Annotated in this window: 15 protein-coding genes; 11 read left to right on the forward strand and 4 right to left on the reverse strand. The window is 72.2% G+C overall.

Annotated elements, in window-relative coordinates; genetic code table 11:
• The first annotated feature begins 52 nt into the window (after nucleotides 1-52).
• From BJ961_RS20780 to hemC, 3 genes are all read left to right on the forward strand, one after another.
• A complete protein-coding gene (locus BJ961_RS20780) occupies nucleotides 53-1,033 on the forward strand; it encodes an ATP-dependent DNA ligase (RefSeq protein WP_271414296.1) in 981 nt (326 codons plus the stop codon).
• Between the two features lie 133 nt (nucleotides 1,034-1,166).
• Nucleotides 1,167-1,943 carry an NPP1 family protein gene (locus BJ961_RS20785; protein ID WP_271414297.1) on the forward strand — a complete coding sequence of 259 codons (777 nt, stop codon included), beginning with the start codon at nucleotides 1,167-1,169 and terminating at the stop codon, nucleotides 1,941-1,943.
• 76 nt (nucleotides 1,944-2,019) lie between these two features.
• A complete protein-coding gene (gene hemC, locus BJ961_RS20790; protein WP_271414298.1) occupies nucleotides 2,020-2,955 on the forward strand; it encodes a hydroxymethylbilane synthase in 936 nt (311 codons plus the stop codon).
• Between the two features lie 18 nt (nucleotides 2,956-2,973).
• On the opposite strand, the gene BJ961_RS20795 is transcribed toward hemC, so the two are convergent.
• The gene (locus BJ961_RS20795; RefSeq protein WP_271414299.1) at nucleotides 2,974-3,498 is read right to left on the reverse strand and encodes a hypothetical protein; all 525 of its coding nucleotides are present in this window, start codon (nucleotides 3,496-3,498) and stop codon (nucleotides 2,974-2,976) included.
• A 300-nt stretch (nucleotides 3,499-3,798) separates the two neighbouring features.
• On the opposite strand from BJ961_RS20795, the gene BJ961_RS20800 reads away from it, so the two are divergent.
• A complete protein-coding gene (locus BJ961_RS20800; RefSeq protein WP_271417117.1) occupies nucleotides 3,799-4,590 on the forward strand; it encodes a SigB/SigF/SigG family RNA polymerase sigma factor in 792 nt (263 codons plus the stop codon).
• Here the strand turns inward: BJ961_RS20800 and BJ961_RS20805 are convergent.
• A complete protein-coding gene (locus BJ961_RS20805; protein ID WP_271417118.1) occupies nucleotides 4,538-4,954 on the reverse strand; it encodes an ANTAR domain-containing protein in 417 nt (138 codons plus the stop codon). The genes BJ961_RS20800 and BJ961_RS20805 overlap by 53 nt on opposite strands.
• A gap of 182 nt (nucleotides 4,955-5,136) precedes the next feature.
• On the opposite strand from BJ961_RS20805, the gene BJ961_RS20810 reads away from it, so the two are divergent.
• The gene (locus BJ961_RS20810; RefSeq protein WP_271414300.1) at nucleotides 5,137-5,940 is read left to right on the forward strand and encodes a VOC family protein; all 804 of its coding nucleotides are present in this window, start codon (nucleotides 5,137-5,139) and stop codon (nucleotides 5,938-5,940) included.
• Nucleotides 5,941-5,950: 10 nt separating this feature from the next.
• Here BJ961_RS20810 and glgX read toward each other — a convergent pair whose 3' ends face one another.
• Together glgX and BJ961_RS20820 are read right to left on the reverse strand one after the other, a co-directional pair.
• Entirely contained in the window at nucleotides 5,951-8,098 is a 2,148-nt protein-coding gene (gene glgX, locus BJ961_RS20815; RefSeq protein WP_271414301.1) for a glycogen debranching protein GlgX, read from the reverse strand.
• Complete coding sequence (locus BJ961_RS20820) at nucleotides 8,095-8,610, reverse strand: pep a2 (protein ID WP_271414302.1); 516 nt, start codon at nucleotides 8,608-8,610, stop codon at nucleotides 8,095-8,097. Before BJ961_RS20820 ends, glgX begins: the two co-directional genes overlap by 4 nt.
• A 277-nt stretch (nucleotides 8,611-8,887) precedes the next feature.
• Here BJ961_RS20820 and BJ961_RS20825 point away from each other — a divergent pair, with 277 nt between their 5' ends.
• The 6 genes from BJ961_RS20825 to BJ961_RS20850 all read left to right on the forward strand — a co-directional run bounded on the left by BJ961_RS20825 (nucleotide 8,888) and on the right by BJ961_RS20850 (nucleotide 17,740).
• Nucleotides 8,888-9,169 carry a DUF5133 domain-containing protein gene (locus tag BJ961_RS20825; RefSeq protein ID WP_271414303.1) on the forward strand — a complete coding sequence of 94 codons (282 nt, stop codon included), beginning with the start codon at nucleotides 8,888-8,890 and terminating at the stop codon, nucleotides 9,167-9,169.
• Nucleotides 9,170-9,217: 48 nt separating this feature from the next.
• Complete coding sequence (locus BJ961_RS20830; protein WP_271414304.1) at nucleotides 9,218-11,224, forward strand: alpha-1,4-glucan--maltose-1-phosphate maltosyltransferase; 2,007 nt, start codon at nucleotides 9,218-9,220, stop codon at nucleotides 11,222-11,224.
• Nucleotides 11,221-12,957 (forward strand): maltose alpha-D-glucosyltransferase, encoded by a 1,737-nt coding sequence (gene treS, locus BJ961_RS20835; protein WP_271414305.1) that lies wholly within the window; start codon nucleotides 11,221-11,223, stop codon nucleotides 12,955-12,957. Before BJ961_RS20830 ends, treS begins: the two co-directional genes overlap by 4 nt.
• Nucleotides 12,958-12,985: 28 nt before the next feature.
• A complete protein-coding gene (locus BJ961_RS20840; RefSeq protein WP_271414306.1) occupies nucleotides 12,986-14,347 on the forward strand; it encodes a maltokinase N-terminal cap-like domain-containing protein in 1,362 nt (453 codons plus the stop codon).
• Between the two features lie 3 nt (nucleotides 14,348-14,350).
• Nucleotides 14,351-16,576: a 1,4-alpha-glucan branching enzyme gene (glgB, locus tag BJ961_RS20845; protein ID WP_271414307.1), complete on the forward strand. Its 2,226-nt coding sequence runs from the start codon at nucleotides 14,351-14,353 to the stop codon at nucleotides 16,574-16,576.
• 72 nt (nucleotides 16,577-16,648) lie between these two features.
• Nucleotides 16,649-17,740, forward strand: a complete 1,092-nt coding sequence (locus tag BJ961_RS20850; RefSeq protein ID WP_271414308.1) for a glutamate--cysteine ligase — start codon at nucleotides 16,649-16,651, stop codon at nucleotides 17,738-17,740.
• The last annotated feature ends 1 nt before the right edge of the window (nucleotide 17,741 follow it).

Genomic DNA, 17,741 nt, shown 5'->3' on the forward strand with positions numbered 1-17,741 from the left:
AACCTGGCGGGAGACGCGCGTGAGGGCACCCGGGCCCGTCGAGAACTGACCCGTGGAGCTGCCGCTGATCCCTCCGATGCTCGCCACCCCCGGCGCCCTGCCGTCGTCCGGACGGGACGCGCGCTGGGCCTACGAGACCAAGCAGGACGGCCAGCGCGTGGTGGTCTATCTGCCCGGCGACGGAAGCGTCCTGCTGCGCGCCCGTTCCGGCCAGGACATCACCGCCGCCTACCCCGAGCTGGCGCCGCTCGCCACCGCGCTCGGCGACACCCCCGCCGTACTGGACGGCGAGGTGCTGGCCCTGGACGAACAGGGCCGCGCCGACTTCCAGTTGCTGCAGTCCCGCATGGGCCTCGCGCACGCCCCGGCCCGCGCCGCGCACCGGGCGGCGCGGGTTCCCGTCCACCTGGTGCTGTTCGACGCCCTGCACCTGGCGGGCCGCTCCCTGCTGCGCCTGCCCTACACCGGCCGCCGCGAGCGGCTCACCGGCCTCGGCCTGAACGGGCCGTCGTGGTCGACCCCGGCCGCGCTGGTCGGGCACGGCGAACAGGCCCTGCGGGCCACCCGCGAGCACGGCCTGGAGGGGCTGGTGTGCAAGCGGCTCGACTCGGTGTACGAGCCCGGGGTCCGCTCCCGCGCCTGGATCAAGATCCGCAACATGCGCAGCGAGGACGTCGTGGTCGGCGGCTGGCTGCCCGGCAGGGGACGGCTCGGCGGCCTCCCCGGCGCCGTTCTGGTCGGCCAGCGCGCCGCGGGCCGGCTGCGCTACGTCGGCGGGGTCGGCACCGGCTGGAGCGAGGGCGAGCGCACCGAGCTGGCCGCGCTGCTGGGGGCCGCCGCCACGGACGTCTGCCCCTTCGACCCGGTACCGCCGGTGCCGGGGGCCCGCTGGGTCCTCCCCCGGCTGGTCGGCGAGGTCCGCTACAGCACCCGCACGCGGGAGGGCATGCTGCGCCAGCCGTCCTGGCTCAGGCTCCGCCCGGACCTGGCGCCCGAGGACTCGGCCGCGGACGTTCCGGACGACCCGGTGTGACGCGGGGCCGGTCGCCGGCCTGCCCCTCACCACCGGGGCGGCGGTGCGCCCTTGGCGCGGGAGTGAAAAGGCGGGACCCTGAACTCCCCTTCCCCCCACAGCCGTTGGGCTGCGTCACCCCGAGGAGAACGCGATGCTGTCGCGTACCGCCGCAACGCCCCGCAGGAGATGGCTCACCGCACCGCTCGGTGCCCTCGCCCTCGTCGTCGCCCTTCCCGCGACCGCCTTCGCCGCTCCGCCGCCCGGACTGCCCGGCGACGCGGACAACCTGGAGCGCACGTACCAGCCCGCCTACGACTACGACACCGACGGCTGCTATCCCACACCGGCCATCGGCGCCGACGGAACGGTCAACGGCGGGCTGAAACCGACCGGCGCCCTCAACGGCGACTGCCGCGACGCCTCCGACCTGGACCACACCAACGGCTACGCGCGCGCCACGTGCGACGGCGACTGGTGCGCCTACATGTACGGCCTCTACTTCGAGAAGGACCAGGCGCTGCCCGGCAGCAGCCTCGGCGGGCACCGGCACGACTGGGAGCACGTCGTGGTGTGGGTGCGCGACGGCGACGTACGGTACGTCTCGACGTCCCAGCACGGCTCGTTCAGCGTGCACGAGCGGTCGGCCGTCCGCTTCGACGGCACCCATCCGAAGGTCGTCTACCACAAGGACGGCATCAGCACCCACTGCTTCCGCCTGGCGACCTCGAACGACGAACCGCCCGAGAACCACAGGGGCACCTGGCAGTACCCGGCCCTGGTGGGCTGGAACGGCTACCCGGCGGGCCTGCGCGACAAGCTGAGCGCCTACGACTTCGGCAGTGCGGACTTCGGCCTCGGGGACGGCAGCTTCGCCTCCCACCTGGCCGCGGCCAAGCCCTCCGGCATCGCCTTCGACCCGCATGCCTGAGGCGGAGCGGGACGGCTGCGGGCCGGACGGGCTGGCGGTGCGCCACGGACGGCGCGACACCCACTATCGTGTCCGCATGTCCGCCCCCGAACTGATCCGCGTCGTCTCCCGCGACTCCCCCATGGCCCTGGCCCAGGTCGAGCGTGTCCGGGCCGAGTTGGCGTCCCTCCACCCCGGCGTGCGCACCGAGGTGGTGCCGGTGAGGACCACCGGCGACAAGTGGCTCGGCGATCTGTCGCAGGTGGAGGGCAAGGGCGCGTTCACCAAGGAGGTCGACGCCGCGCTGCTGTCGGGCGAGGCCGATCTCGCGGTGCACTGCGTCAAGGACGTGCCCGCCGACCGGCCGCTGCCCGCCGGTACGGTCTTCGCCGCGTTCCTGAAGCGGGACGACGTCCGGGACGCGCTCGTCCACCCGGGCGGCCTGACCCTGGACGAGCTGCCCGCCGGGACGCGCGTCGGCACGTCGTCGGTGCGCCGGGTCGCCCAGCTGGCCGCCACCCATCCGCACCTGCGGTGCGTGCCGTTCCGCGGCAACGCCAACCGGCGCCTGGCGAAGCTCGCCGCGGGTGAGGCGGACGCGCTGCTGCTCGCGGTGTCCGGCCTGGAGCGCATCGGCCGCGAGGACGTGATCAGCGAGGTCCTCTCCCCCGAGACGATGATGCCGCCGATCGGCGCGGGCATCCTCGCCCTGCAGTGCCGCGAGGGCGACAGCGCGCTCATCGAGGCGGTGGGCGCTCTCGGCGACCCGACGACGCACCGGGAGGCGACGGCGGAACGCATGTTCCTGCACGTCCTGCAGGGGCACTGCAACAGCCCGATCGCGGGGCACGCGCACGTGGACCGGAGCGGGGAACTCTCGCTGCGGGGCTGCGTCTTCACCCCGGACGGCAAGATCCGGCTGAACGCCCACGAGTGGGCCGGCCGTCTCGACCCGGCGACGCTGGGCACCTCGGTCGCCGTGGCCCTGCTGCGGCAGGGCGCCCGGGAGATCATCGACGGCATCGCGCACTGAGGCGCCGCGGCCCCGGGGTCAGGCGGAGCCCTCCTCCGACTGGCCTCGCAGGAACGCGCTGACCTGGTGGGCGAGGCCCTCGTCGCGCACCGTGCCGCAGGGGGTGCCGGCGGCCCCGTCGACCAGTCCGAGGGCGCCGCTCCACAGCCGGCGGTCGGCCCACTCCTCGTCCACCCGCAGCTGCACCTGGACGTCCACCTGGCGAAGGCTCGCCTCCGGGCCGGCCGCGTAGAGCACGGCGGTGGCGCGGCGCAGCGGGTAGACGTCGAAGCCCTCGATGAACTGGGAGTTGCGCCAGTCGAGGAAGGCGCTCTCCCCGTCGGGGCCGATCCGCACGTCGGCCTGGCCGTCCTCCAGGTGGATGCCGAGGTGCCGCCCGCCCCGGTTCTCGACGGTCACCCGGACACGGAAGTACGTCAGGCCCTCGGCCGCGTCGTCGCGCCCGCGCGGTGGCTCGGCCGGCTCAAGGCGGTGCACACGGACCCGCAGGCCGGCGTGCTCGTCGTACTCCTGCCAGTCCCCGACCACGTTCGGCTCGTACACGGTGCCCCTCTCGACCTCTCGACGCTGCTTCCTATCCGTGCGCCGAGTGGGCTGTCAAATGCGCGGAATGCGCTGTGGCCAGGGGCTTCGCCCCATTTGATCGGTGATCAAGCGCTGCGCAGGGACGATCCGCCGGCCCCCGCGGGAGCGATCACAGGGAGCGTGCCGCACATCACGTCCGGCGACAGGACGGCGCCGTTCACCGGTCCGCACCCGTTCGAGTGGCCGTTCGGGCCATTCGCGCTCAGTATCCATATGTACGAGGACTTGCCAGCACCCCTGCTGAGGGAGGTGCGCGTGATGCGTGTCGCCGGCAGAACCAAACCCCACCCGCACGACGACGCCCCCGACACGGCCGCGGCGTTCGACCGGCTCGCCGGGCTGCCCGAGGGACCCGAGCGCAAAGCGCTGCGGGACGATCTGATCCGGGTCTGGCTGCCCATGGCGGAGCGGATCGCCGTCCGCTTCCGGGGCCGCGGCGAGAACCTGGAGGATCTGTATCAGGTGGCGGCCCTCGGCCTGGTCAAGGCCGTCGACCACTACGACCCGGAGCGCGGCCACGCCTTCGAGGCGTACGCCGTACCGACCGTGACCGGCGAGATCAAACGGCACTTCCGCGACCACATGTGGACCCTGCACGTGCCGCGCCGGATCCAGGACCTGCGCAACCGGGTCCGCCGATCCGCGAAGGAGCTGGCGCAGGTCACCCCCGGGCGCGCGCCGACCGTCGCGGAGATCGCCGAGCACGCGCAGCTGACCGAGGACGAGGTGCGTACCGGCATGGAGGCCCTGGAGTGCTTCTCCGCGCTGTCGCTGGAGGCGGAGATGCCCGGCACCGACGGATACGCGCTCGGCGACGCGCTGGGCGGCCCCGACCCCGCCTTCGACGCGGTCGTGGACCGGGTGGCGGTCCGGCCCTGCCTGGAGGCGCTGCCCGAACGCGAGCGCACCATCCTCTACCTGCGCTTCTTCGGAGGGATGACACAGAGCGGCATCGCCCGGCAGCTCGGCATCTCCCAGATGCACGTCTCCCGGCTGCTCACCGGCTGTTTCGACCGGATACGCGAGGAGATCCTGGCGGAGGCCCGCTGAGCGCGGGCCCGCCGAGCGCGGGCCCGGCGGTCGCGGGCCGCCCCAGGCGGTCCTCCAGGGCGGTGCGGATCTCCGGTGGCATCACTCCCGTGCGCCCCCAGATGAGCATCGTTTCCGCCACGCTGCGGAGTTTGATGTTCGTATGCTGGGAAACCTCCTTGAGGACGATCCACCCCTCGTCCGGCGTCACCCCGCCGAGGGCGACGACCACACCGATCGCCTGGTCGACGACGGCGTGCGAGACGACCGCCTCCTTGAGCTGCCGGACCTCCTCCTGCAGCCGGAAGATCTGGTCCGAGTCCGAGTCCGGGTCAGCGCACGAGGCCGGGACCCTGTCCGGGTCCGTGAAGTCCGTGGGGGGCATGGTCACCTCCGGGTCTCCATCCTGGCCAGGGGCGCCGTGCCGCGCCACCGGGCCGTCCGGGGCTCCCGCCTCCCCGTTTCGGCGCCGCCGCCGGGGTACTCGGCAGGCGCCCGCCGCACTCCCGGCCGGACACTGGTGTGGAGCCGGTGGCTGCCGGTGGACGAGATCAGGACACGACTGCCATGAACCACGACATGCCCTCCCCTGCCCGCGAGGAGAGCCCCCTGTCCACGCAATCGGTGTACGGGGCGCCCTGCTGGGTGAGTCTCACCAGCCGTGATCTGAAGGCCACCGAGGAGTTCTACTCCGCCGTGCTGGGCTGGCAGTGGCGGCCCGCCAAACTGGGCGAGCCGTTCCGCATCGCCCTGGCCGACGGGGTGCCGGTCGCCGGGATCGCCGCCGTCGCCGCGATGTGGCAGATGGCGGTGGCGTGGACGGCGTACTTCGCCGTGCGCAGCGCGGACGAGGCGGTGTCGCGGGCGCAGGAGCGCGGTGGCACCGCCGCGGTGGGGCCGATCTCCCTGCCTCCGGGCCGGGCGGCCCTGCTCGCCGACCGGGACGGTGCGACGTTCGGGATCTGGGAGGGCGAGCTGTTCTCGGACTGGGAGACCTGGCGCACCAAGCGTCCCGCCTTCATCCGGCTGCACACCCGTGACGCCTTCGACGCCGCCATCTTCTACGGCGAGATCTTCGACTGGGCGTCGGGGAAGGGCTGCTGCGAGGTCCGGTACGAGGGCGACGAGGTGGTCCTGCGCCAGGAGGGCGAGGTGGTGGCCCGTATCGAGTCGGGAGCCCTCGGCGCCGCGCCCGACCCGGCCGTGCGGCCGCACTGGCAGATCCACTTCGCCGTCGAGGACGTCGTGGCCTGCGCGCGCGCCGCGGAGCGGCACGGCGGCAGCGTCCTGTCCCTCGGCGCCAACGAGGCGGTCCTCCGGGACGCCGACGGCGCGCAGTTCACGGTGACCGCGCGCCGCCTCGGCAGCTGACCTCACCGGCTCACCGGCCGGTGCGGGACGGCCGGGAGAGCAGCACCAGGCTGCGCTGCTCGACGGTCAGCCGGGTGCCCGCCTTGTGTTCGGCCTCGTCGGGGACGCCCTCCGGGTCGGCGGTGTCGACCAGGGTCGTCCAGCGTTCGCCGTAGCCGGCGCCGGGCAGCCGGAAGTCGGCCGGCTCCCAGTGGCTGTTGAGCAGCAGCAGGAAGGAGTCGTCGACCACGCGCCGGCCGCGGGGATCGGGCTCGGCGATGGCGTCGCCGTTGAGGAAGACGCCGACGGTGTGGGCGTCGGGGCGCTGCCAGTCGTCGTCGGTCATCTCCCGGGCGTCCGGCCGCAGCCACACCAGGTCGGGCAGCGGTTGCTCCGCGCGGGTGACCGTCTCGCCGCGGAAGTAGCGGCGCCGGCGCAGCACGGGGTGGTCGGCGCGCAGGGCGATGAGACGCCGGGCGAAGTCCAGCAGCGCGCGCTGCTCCTCGTTCAGCCGCCAGTCGATCCAGGAGATCTCGTTGTCCTGGCAGTAGGCGTTGTTGTTGCCGCGCTGGGTGCGGCCCAGTTCGTCGCCGTGGCAGAGCATCGGGATGCCCTGCGAGAGCAGGAGGGTGGCCAGGAAGTTGCGCTGCTGGCGTCCGCGCAGTTCCCGGACGGCCGGGTCCTTCGTGCCTCCCTCCGCACCGCAGTTCCAGGACCGGTTGTGGCTCTCGCCGTCCTGGTTGTCCTCGCCGTTGGCCTCGTTGTGCTTGTCGTTGTACGAGACCAGGTCGCGCAGCGTGAACCCGTCGTGCGCGGTGACGAAGTTGACGCTGGCGCGGGGGCGGCGCCGGCTGTGCTGGTAGAGGTCGGAGGAGCCGGTCAGCCGGGAGGCGAACTCACCGAGGGTGTTGTCCTCCGCGCGCCAGAAGTCCCGTACGGCGTCGCGGTACTTGCCGTTCCACTCCGACCACAGCTGCGGGAAGTTGCCCACCTGGTAGCCGCCCTCGCCCACGTCCCAGGGCTCGGCGATCAGCTTGACGCGGCTGATCACGGGGTCCTGCTGGATGAGGTCGAAGAACGCGGAGAGCCGGTCCACCTCGTGGAACTGCCGGGCGAGGGTGGCGGCGAGGTCGAAGCGGAAGCCGTCGACGTGCATCTCGGTCACCCAGTACCGCAGCGAGTCCATGATGAGCTGGAGCACGTAGGGGTGGCGCATCAGCAGGCTGTTGCCGGTGCCGGTGGTGTCGTAGTAGTGCTGCCAGTCTCCGTCAACGAGGCGGTAGTACGAGGCGTTGTCGATGCCGCGGAAGGAGAGGGTGGGGCCCCTCTCGTTGCCCTCGGCGGTGTGGTTGTAGACCACGTCGAGGATCACTTCGAGGCCGGCCTCGTGCAGGGTCTTGACCATCGACTTGAACTCGCTGACCTGCTGGCCGCGGGTACCGAGGGCGGCGTAGCCGTTGTGGGGCGCGAAGAAGCCGATGGTGTTGTAGCCCCAGTAGTTGGACAGGCCCCTGTCCTGGAGCACCCCGTCGTGCACGAACTGGTGCACGGGCATCAGCTCCACGGCGGTCGCGCCCAGGGAGGTGAGGTGCTCCACGACCGCCGGGTGCGCGAGGCCCGCGTAGGTGCCGCGCAGTTCCTCGGGCACGTCGGGGTGGGTGCGGCTGAGTCCGCGGACGTGGGCCTCGTAGATGACGCTCTCGGAGTACGGGCGGCGCGGCGGGCGGTCGTCGCCCCAGTCGAAGAAGGGGTCGGTGACCACGCCGAGCATGGTGTGCCCGGCGCTGTCGCCCGGGTCGGCCCTGCCCTTGGCCCGCTCGAAGAGGGAGGCGTGGTTGTCCACCAGCCCGTCCACGGCCCGGGTGTACGGGTCGAGGAGCAGCTTCGCCGGGTTGCAGCGGTGGCCGACGGCCGGGGCCCACGGGCCGTGGACCCGGTAGCCGTAGCGCTGCCCCGGGCCGACGCCGGGCAGGTAGCAGTGCCAGACGAAGCCGTCGACGTCGGGCAGCGGGATGCTGCTGTGGTTGCCGTCGTCGTCGACGAGGACGAGGTCGACGCGTTCGGCGACCTCGCTGAACAGGGCGAAGTTGGTGCCCTGTCCGTCGTACGCGGCTCCCAGCGGATAGGGGTGCCCGCTCCACACGGGCGACCCCTTCCAGTTCGGCCTGGCGCGGGTCACCGGGCCTCCTCCAGAACGCCTTCGCGGGTACGTGCCCAGCCGGCCACGCGGGCCACCGGCATGATCTCTCGTGGCACTTCCAGCCCCTCCTGGGTGATCGGCTCGGGCGGCGTCGCCACCAGCGGGACGCGTTCGCCGGACCGGGCGCGGCGCGAGAACCAGATGACCTTCGCCCCGGTGTCGGCGGCGCAGCATCCCCAGCCGTCGCTGTTCGCGGCGAGGTGCTGCAGACAGGTGCGCAGGTCCTGGTCGGGACGGAGCGCCTGGTCGTTGCCCCCTACGGCCGTGATGAGGTGCTGGCGGTTCCACCACATCTCGATCGACGTGTTCTTGTCGCTCGCGTGCTCGTCGATCGCTCGCAGCAGCATCTCGGCGCCCGAGCAGACGGGTTCGACGAGGTTCTCCAGGTTCCAGAACCGGAGGTGAGCGGCCAGGATGCGCCTGACCTGTCCGACCCGTTCCGGGCTCACTTCCACGTCGAGGTGGTAGTAGCAGGGCACTGCGGTCTTCATCGTCGTGGCTCCTCACCGCGAAGGCTCCCGCTCCTCCTCGTCCCTTGGGGGACGGGCTCCCCGATCACGAAGCGTGAGCGCTGATCGCTTCTGAGTCACTCCAGAGTGGGAGCAGTAGTCCATTCGTGCAACACGAGCCGCACAGGGCCGGGATCCGGGCGGGGAATGGCCACGGAAAGCGGTTGAAGATCCAACAAGACGGAACGTCACCACCCGTGCACCATGTGTCAAGAACTCGATCGTCCGTACCACCGGACCGTCCGGAAGGTGACCGGCCATGCTGCTTCCCGCGAAAAGCGAAGTCGCCCGGCAGCTGCGGCATTACCGCGCCTGGGAACGCTCGATGCTCGTGTCCCCCGCGAACGTGCGGGTCCGGACCACCTTCGAGGACTCCGGCTACACCCTCTGCGTGCTGATGGGGAAGCGGTGCGCCCGCGAGGCCGCGGACGCCGCCGAAAGATATCTGCGGACGGATCTGGTCACCCACGGGCATGCGCAGGACCCGGCGGAGCAGCGGCTCGCCCCGTCGGGCCACGGGGCTCCCTCGGGCGCGGCCTGACCCAATCGGCCGGGCCGGCGCCCGGCCCCGTAGCACGGCGGAGGTGAGATGCGGATGAGCGCGACCGTGGGGATCGGACGTATCCCGATCCGGGACGTCCACCCGGTGGTGGAGTACGGCAGGCGGCCGGCGAAGGCGGTGACGGGCGAGACGTTCGAGGTCACCGCGTCCGTGTTCCGGGAGGGACACGACGCGGTGGCCGCCAACGTCGTGCTGAAGGATCCCGAGGGCCGGCCGGGGCCCTGGACGCCGATGCGGGAGCTGGCCCCGGGCAGTGACCGCTGGGGCGCCGAGGTCACCCCGGACGCGCCGGGCGAGTGGACGTACCGGGTGGAGGCGTGGAGCGACCCCGTCGCCACCTGGCGGCACGCCGCGCGGATCAAGGTCCCGGCGGGCATCGACACCGGCCTCGTGCTCGAGGAGGGGGCCGAGCTGTACCGGCGGGCCGCCGCGGGCGTGCCGGCGGACTCGGGTCGCGCGGTGGTGCTGGCGGCGGCGCGGGCCCTGCACGACGACTCGCTGCCCGTGGCCACCCGGTTGGCGGCGGCGTCGACGCCGGAGGTGGACGCGGTCCTGGCCCGGCACCCCCTGCGGGACCTGGTCACCTCCTCCGACCCACTGCCCCTGCTCGTGGAACGCGAACGCGCCCTCTACGGCGCCTGGTACGAGTTCTTCCCCCGCTCCGAGGGCACCCCCGACCGGCCCCACGGCACCTTCCGCACCGCCGCCCGACGCCTGCCCGCCATCGCCGCCATGGGCTTCGACGTCGTCTACCTCCCCCCGGTCCACCCCATCGGCACCACCCACCGCAAGGGCCGCAACAACACCCTCTCCGCCACCCCCGACGACGTCGGCGTCCCCTGGGCCATCGGCTCCCCCGAAGGCGGCCACGACGCGATCCACCCCGCCCTGGGCACCCTCGACGACTTCGACCACTTCGTCACCGAAGCCACCGCACTCGGCCTCGAAGTCGCCCTCGACTTCGCCCTCCAGTGCTCCCCCGACCACCCCTGGGTCCACAAACACCCCGACTGGTTCCACCACCGCCCCGACGGCACCATCGCCCACGCCGAGAACCCGCCCAAGAAGTACCAGGACATCTACCCCCTCGCCTTCGACACCGACCCCGACGGCCTCCACGCCGAAACGGTACGGATCCTGCGGCACTGGATGGACCACGGCGTACGGATCTTCCGCGTCGACAACCCCCACACCAAACCCGTCGCCTTCTGGGAACGCGTCATCGCCGACATCAACGGCGCCGACCCCGACGTCGTCTTCCTCGCCGAGGCCTTCACCCGCCCCGCGATGATGCACACCCTCGCCCAGATCGGCTTCCAGCAGTCCTACACCTACTTCACCTGGCGCAACACCAAACAGGAACTGACCCAGTACCTCACCGAACTGACGGGGGACGCCGCCTCCTACATGCGGCCCAACCTCTTCGCCAACACCCCCGACATCCTGCACGCCTACCTCCAGCACGGAGGCCGCCCCGCCTTCGAGGTCCGCGCCGTCCTCGCCGCCACCCTCTCCCCCACCTGGGGCATCTACAGCGGCTACGAACTCTGCGAGAACACCCCCCTGCGCGAAGGCGGCGAGGAATACCTCGACAGCGAGAAATACCAGCTCACACCCCGCGACTGGGCCGCCGCCAACCGCGAGGGCACCACCATCGCCCCCCTCGTCACCCGCCTCAACACCATCCGGCACGCCCACCCCGCGCTGCACCGGCTCAGGAACCTCCGCTTCCACCACACCGACAACGACGCGTTGATCGCGTACAGCAAGCGGGTCGGGTCCGACGTCGTGCTGGTGGTCGCCAACCTCGATCCGCATCGCACCCAGGAGGCCACGATCTCGCTCGACATGCCGCAGCTCGGCCTGGACTGGCACGCGTCCGTGCCGGTCCACGACGAACTCACGGATCGGACCTACCACTGGGGCCGGACGAACTACGTGCGGCTCGAGCCCGGCCGGGCTCCCGCCCATGTCTTCCACGTCCGGCGACCGTCCGCCGCCACGCCGCAGAACGGAGGGTCAGGAGCCTCATGACCGTCAACGAGCCCGTGCCTGACACCTTCGAGGACACCCCCGCGGGGGACCGGCATCCGGACTGGTTCAAACGAGCCGTCTTCTACGAGGTCCTCGTCCGCTCCTTCCAGGACAGCAACGGCGACGGCGTCGGCGACCTCAAGGGCCTCACCGCCAAACTGGACTACCTGCAATGGCTGGGCGTGGACTGCCTGTGGCTCCCGCCCTTCTTCAAGTCGCCGCTGCGCGACGGCGGTTACGACGTCTCCGACTACACCGCCGTCCTGCCCGAGTTCGGCGACCTCGCCGACTTCGTCGCCTTCATCGACGCGGCGCACCAGCGCGGCATCCGCGTGATCATCGACTTCGTCATGAACCACACCAGCGACCAGCACCCGTGGTTCCAGGAGTCCCGCAAGAACCCGGACGGCCCCTACGGCGACTACTACGTCTGGGCCGACGACGACACCCGGTACGCGGACGCCCGCATCATCTTCGTCGACACCGAGGCGTCGAACTGGACCCACGACCCGGTCCGCGGCCAGTACTACTGGCACCGGTTCTTCTCCCACCAGCCGGACCTCAACTACGAGAACCCGGCCGTGCAGGAGGAGATGCTGGCCGCCCTCAAGTTCTGGCTGGACCTGGGCGTGGACGGCTACCGCCTCGACGCCGTGCCCTACCTGTACGCCGAGGAGGGCACCAACTGCGAGAACCTGCCCGCCTCGCACGCGTTCCTCAAGCGGGTGCGCCGCGAGATCGACGCGCAGTACCCGGACACCGTGCTGCTGGCCGAGGCCAACCAGTGGCCGGAGGACGTCGTCGACTACTTCGGCGACTACTCCACGGGCGGCGACGAGTGCCACATGGCCTTCCACTTCCCGGTCATGCCGCGGATCTTCATGGCGGTCAGAAGGGAGTCGCGCTACCCGGTCTCGGAAATCCTCGCCAAGACGCCGGCCATCCCGTCGGGCTGCCAGTGGGGCATCTTCCTGCGCAACCACGACGAGCTGACCCTGGAAATGGTCACCGACGAAGAGCGCGACTACATGTACGCGGAGTACGCCAAGGACCCGCGGATGCGCGCCAACATCGGCATCCGCCGGCGCCTGGCCCCGCTCCTGGACAACGACCGCGACCAGATCGAACTGTTCACGGCCCTGCTGCTGTCCCTGCCCGGCTCGCCGATCCTCTACTACGGCGACGAGATCGGCATGGGCGACAACATCTGGCTCGGCGACCGCGACGCCGTGCGCACCCCCATGCAGTGGACGCCCGACCGCAACGCGGGCTTCTCCTCGTCCGACCCGGGGCGGCTGTTCCTGCCCACGATCATGGACCCGGTCCACGGCTACCAGGTGACGAACGTCGAGGCGGCGATGGCCTCGCCGTCCTCGCTGCTGCACTGGACGCGCCGCATGATCGAGATCCGCAAGCAGAACCCCGCCTTCGGCCTCGGCACCTACACCGAGCTGCCCTCCTCCAACCCGGCGGTGCTGGCCTTCCTGCGGGAGGCCCCCCCGAATGGGGAAGAAGGGGACGACCTGGTGCTGTGCGTGAACAACTTCGCCCGGTTCGCCCAGCCCACGGAGCTGGACCTGCGCGAGTTCGCCGGCCGCCATCCGGTCGAGCTGTTCGGCGGGGTCCGGTTCCCCGCCATCGGCGAGCTGCCGTACCTGCTGACCCTCGGGGGCCACGGCTTCTACTGGTTCCGGCTCACCCGAGTCGCATCCCGCATCGGTCGCCGCGCTTGAGCGTGGGCCGAGGAAAGGACGCGTCACCATGCCGAAGACCGCACCCCTGCGCCCCAGACGCAGGCAGCTCGCCGAGCCGATGGCGTCGCTCGGCGAGTTGCTGCGCCAGTGGCTGCCGCGCCAGCGCTGGTTCGCGGGCAAGGACCGGCCCGTGGCCGAGCTGGGCCTGCTGTCGATGACCGAGCTGTTTCCGGGCTGTCTGCACCTCCTGGTGCAGACCGGGCAGGGCTCCGCGCCCCCGCCGGGCGGCACTCCCCCCGCCGGGGACTGCTACCAACTGCTGCTCGGCGTACGCGAACAGCCCTCGCCTCGTCTGGGCCGGGCGATCATCGGGCAGGTCCAGGACGGTCCGCTGGCCGGGCGGACGGTCTACGACGCGCTGCACGACCCGCGCACCGCCCAGTTGCTCCTGGAACGGCTGCGGCACCCGGGCAAGGCGGGCCCGCTGCGTTTCGAGGCCGACCCCGCGCGGCCGGTGCCGGGCGGACTGGTACCGCGGCTGCTGGACGCGGAGCAGTCGAACTCCTCGCTGATCTACGGCGACGAGTTCATCCTGAAGCTCTTCCGGCGCATCCAGCCCGGTGTCAACCCCGACCTGGAGGTGCCGGACGCGCTGGCCCGGCAGGGCTGCGGCCGGGTTCCGGCGCCGGTCGCGTGGATGCGGACGACCCATCCGTACGGGGCGACACTCGGCGTGCTCCAGCCGTTCCTGCACGGCGCCTCCGACGGGTGGACCCTGTCGCTGAACGCCCTGGCCGCCGGGGACGACTTCACCGTACAGGCCCACGAACTGGGGCAGGCGATGGGCGACGTGCACCTCGCGCTGGCCTCCGCCTTCCCGTCCGGCGCTCCCGGTGAGAACGGCCGCACGGCGGCGGCGATGACCGAGCGGCTGACCGCGGCCGCGCACTGCGTACCGGCGCTGCAGCCCTTCGTACCGGGTCTGCGGGCGGCCTTCGCGGCGCTGTCCACCTGCGACTCCGGGCCGCCCGCCCAGCGCGTCCACGGCGACCTGCACCTGGGTCAGGTGCTGCGGGCCGGCCGGGACTGGTTCGTCATCGACTTCGAGGGCGAACCCTCGCGCCCGCTGGCCGAACGGCGCAGCGCCCACTCCCCCGTCCGCGACATCGCGGGGATGCTGCGCTCCTTCGACTACGCCGCCCGGCAGCGCCGGCCGTGGCGCCCCGAGTGGGCACGCCGCTGCCGGGAGGCGTTCTGCGCGGGCTACGCCGCCCGCGCGGGGTGGGACCCCCGCAAGAAGCACGGCCTGCTGCGCGCCTACGAGACGGACCGCGCGGTGTACGAGGTGCTGTACGAGGCCCGGCACCGCCCCGACTGGCTTCCCGTACCCATGGCGGCGATCGAACGACTCGCCGTGAGAGGAGACTGACCCGTGGCCCTCCGCGACACCTCGATCCCCGAGCCGTCCGGTCCCGTCGCGCCCGCACCCGGTGCGTGCGCGACCGCGCCGCCCCTGGACCCCACCGACCGGGGGCGCCTGCTGGCGGGCGCCCACCACGACCCGCACGCCCTGCTGGGCGCCCACCCGGTGCCCGGCGGCATCGCCTTCCGGGCGCTGCGCCCCTTCGCCCGCGAGGTGAGCGTGGTCGTCGACGGCGAGCACCACGCCCTCGCGTCGGACGGGGACGGCCTGTTCTCCGGCGTGCTGCCGCTCGCCGGGATCCCGGCGTACACGCTGTCGGTGGCCTACGAGCAGGGCGAGCCGCGGGAGACGCACGACCCGTACCGCTTCCTGCCCGCCCTCGGCGAGCTGGACCTGCATCTGATCGCCGAGGGCCGGCACGAGCAGCTGTGGCAGGCGCTCGGCGCGGAGCCGATGACCCACGAGGGCGTCACCGGCACCCGGTTCACGGTGTGGGCGCCGAACGCCCAGGGGGTGCGGGTCGCGACCGACTTCACCCACTGGGACGGCACCGCGTTCCCGATGCGTTCGCTGGGTTCGTCCGGGGTGTGGGAGCTGTTCCTGCCGGGCGTCGGCGAGGGCACCCGGTACAAGTTCGAGATCCACTCGCGGTACGGGCACCGGTTCCTGAAGGCCGACCCGATGGCCCGCGCGGCCGAGGAGCCGCCGAACACCGCGTCCGTGGTGACCGCCTCGCGCTACGAGTGGGGCGACGCCCGGTGGATGCGGACCCGCGCCGACACGCCCGTGCACGAGGCGCCGTTCTCGGTGTACGAGGTGCACCTGCCGTCCTGGCGGCCGGGGCTGACCTACCGCGAGCTGGCCGAGGAACTGCCCGCCTACGTCAAGGACCTCGGCTTCACGCACGTCGAGCTGATGCCGGTCGCCGAGCACCCCTACGGGCCGTCCTGGGGCTACCAGGTCACCGGGTTCTACGCGCCGACCGCGCGTCTGGGCTCGCCGGACGACTTCCGTCACCTGGTCGACGCGCTGCACCGGGCCGGGATCGGCGTGATCATGGACTGGGTGCCGGCGCACTTCCCGAAGGACGACTGGGCGCTGGGCCGCTTCGACGGCGACCCGCTGTACGAGCCCGGGGACGACCGGCGGGCGACCCACCCGGACTGGGGGACGTACACCTTCGACTTCGCGCGGACCGAGGTGCGCAACTTCCTCGTGGCGAACGCCGTGTACTGGTGCGAGGAATTCCACATCGACGGGCTGCGTGTCGACGCGGTCGCCTCCATGCTCTACCTGGACTACTCGCGCGACTCCGGCCAGTGGGAACCCAACCAGTACGGCGGCCGGGAGGACCTGGCGGCGATGGGGTTCCTCCAGGAGATGAACGCGACCGTCTACCGGCGCTGCCCGGGCGTGGTCACCATCGCCGAGGAGTCGACCGCGTGGGGCGGGGTGACCCGGCCGACCGACACCGGCGGGCTCGGCTTCGGCCTGAAGTGGAACATGGGCTGGATGCACGACTCGCTGGAGTACGCCGCCCACGAGCCGGTGCACCGCAAGTACCACCACCACGAGATGACGTTCTCGATGGTGTACGCGTACAGCGAGAACTACGTGCTGCCGATCTCCCACGACGAGGTGGTGCACGGCAAGCAGGCGCTGGTGTCGAAGATGCCGGGCGACTGGTGGCAGCGGCGCGCGAACGCGCGCGCCTACCTGGGCTTCATGTGGGCTCATCCCGGCAAGCAACTGCTCTTCATGGGGCAGGAGTTCGCGCAGGGCGCCGAGTGGTCGGAGCAGCAGGGCCCGGAGTGGTGGCTCCTGGACGAGGGGTACCACTCGGCGGGCGACCACCGCGGGATGCGGGACCTGGTCCGCGACCTCAACACCCGCTACGCGCGCACCCCGGCCCTGTGGCAGCGCGACACCGACCCGGCCGGCTTCCGCTGGGTGTCGGTGGACGCGGCCGAGGACAACGTCTTCGCGTTCCTGCGGTACGCCGCGGACGGCACCCCGCTGCTGGCGGTGTCGAACTTCTCCCCCGTCGTCCGGCACGGGTACGGGCTCGCCGTCGGCGACGAGGCGGTCGCCTGGCAGGAGGTGCTCAACACCGACGCCGAGCGGTACGGGGGCAGCGGCGTGACCGACCCGGACCCGGTCAAGCCGGAGGACGGGATCATCCGGGTCACGCTGCCTCCGCTGGCCACGGTGTGGCTGGCGCCGTACGCCCACTGAGGCGACCAGGTGTCCGACCGGCTGCCCGGGGCAGTCGGTCGGTGTCACCGGCCCTCGGAAAGGCGGCACCACGTGCGCACCGTCGGAGTGGAGGAGGAGCTCCTCCTGGTCGATCCCGCGACGGGTGAGCCGCGGGCGCTGTCCGCCGCCGTGCTCGCCCGGGCCTTCCTGGCCGGCTGCGGGCAGGACGTGTTCGAGAAGGAACTGCACGAGCAGATGCTCGAGTTCGCCACCCATCCGCAGGCGGACATGGACCGGCTGCACACGGAGATCGTCCGCTGCCGCCAGGAGGCCGCGCGGCACGCCGGGGGGATCGGGTGCGCCGTCGCCGCGCTCGCCACGTCACCGCTGCCGGTCACTCCGTCCATCGGTGTGAACCGGCGCTACGAGTGGATGGCCGAGCAGTACGGCGTCGTGGTGCACGAGCAGCTGGTCCTGGGCTGCCACGTGCACGTGTCGGTCGACTCGGACGAGGAGGGCGTCGCGGTGATCGACCGGGTGCGGCCCTGGCTGCCGGTGCTGGCCGCGCTGAGCGCGAACTCGCCGTTCTGGCAGGGCCGGGACTCCTCGTACAGCAGCTACCGCAGCCGGGTCTGGCAGCGCTGGCCGTCGGCCGGTCCGACCGAGCTGTTCGGCTCGGCGGAGCGCTACCACCGCCGGGTCGCGGACATGCTCGCCACCGGGACGATCCTGGACGACGGGATGGTCTACTTCGACGTCCGGCTCTCCCAGCGGTATCCGACGGTCGAGTTCCGGGTCGCGGACGTCTGCCTGGACGCCTCGACGGCCGTCGTCCTCGCCGCGCTCGCCCGCGCGCTGGTCGACACCGCGGCGCGGGAGTGGCGCCGGGGCGCCGAGCCGGCCGAGGACAGCGTGAGCCTGCTCCGCCTCGCCGCCTGGCGGGCCGCCCGGTCCGGACTGACGCAGGAGCTGCTGCACCCCGCCACCATGCGGCGGATGCCCGCCGAGACGGTCGTCCGGGCCCTCCTGGACCACACCGCGGAGGCACTCGCGGCGGCGGGCGACCTCGACCGGGTGCGGGAGGGGGTCGACGACCTGCTGCGGCACGGCAACGGCGCCCGGGTGCAGCGCGACCTGCTGGAGCGCACCGGCAGTCTGCGGGAGGTCGTCGCCGCGTGCGTGCGCCGCACTCGGGCGGCCTGAG

It is taken from the genome of Streptomyces lienomycini (genome assembly GCF_027947595.1).
Classification (GTDB): Bacteria; Actinomycetota; Actinomycetes; order Streptomycetales; family Streptomycetaceae; genus Streptomyces; species Streptomyces lienomycini.

Excerpts from the sequence above, each read along its gene's own strand:
- BJ961_RS20785 (WP_271414297.1), top strand. The coding sequence starts at position 1,167 with ATGCTGTCGCGTACCGCCGCAACGCCCCGCAGGAGATGGCTCACCGCA.
- hemC (WP_271414298.1), top strand. The coding sequence starts at position 2,020 with ATGTCCGCCCCCGAACTGATCCGCGTCGTCTCCCGCGACTCCCCCATG.
- BJ961_RS20800 (WP_271417117.1), top strand. The coding sequence starts at position 3,799 with ATGCGTGTCGCCGGCAGAACCAAACCCCACCCGCACGACGACGCCCCC.
- BJ961_RS20805 (WP_271417118.1), bottom strand. The coding sequence starts at position 4,954 with ATGCCCCCCACGGACTTCACGGACCCGGACAGGGTCCCGGCCTCGTGC.
- BJ961_RS20810 (WP_271414300.1), top strand. The coding sequence starts at position 5,137 with ATGAACCACGACATGCCCTCCCCTGCCCGCGAGGAGAGCCCCCTGTCC.
- BJ961_RS20820 (WP_271414302.1), bottom strand. The coding sequence starts at position 8,610 with ATGAAGACCGCAGTGCCCTGCTACTACCACCTCGACGTGGAAGTGAGC.
- BJ961_RS20825 (WP_271414303.1), top strand. The coding sequence starts at position 8,888 with ATGCTGCTTCCCGCGAAAAGCGAAGTCGCCCGGCAGCTGCGGCATTAC.
- BJ961_RS20830 (WP_271414304.1), top strand. The coding sequence starts at position 9,218 with ATGCGGATGAGCGCGACCGTGGGGATCGGACGTATCCCGATCCGGGAC.
- treS (WP_271414305.1), top strand. The coding sequence starts at position 11,221 with ATGACCGTCAACGAGCCCGTGCCTGACACCTTCGAGGACACCCCCGCG.
- BJ961_RS20840 (WP_271414306.1), top strand. The coding sequence starts at position 12,986 with ATGCCGAAGACCGCACCCCTGCGCCCCAGACGCAGGCAGCTCGCCGAG.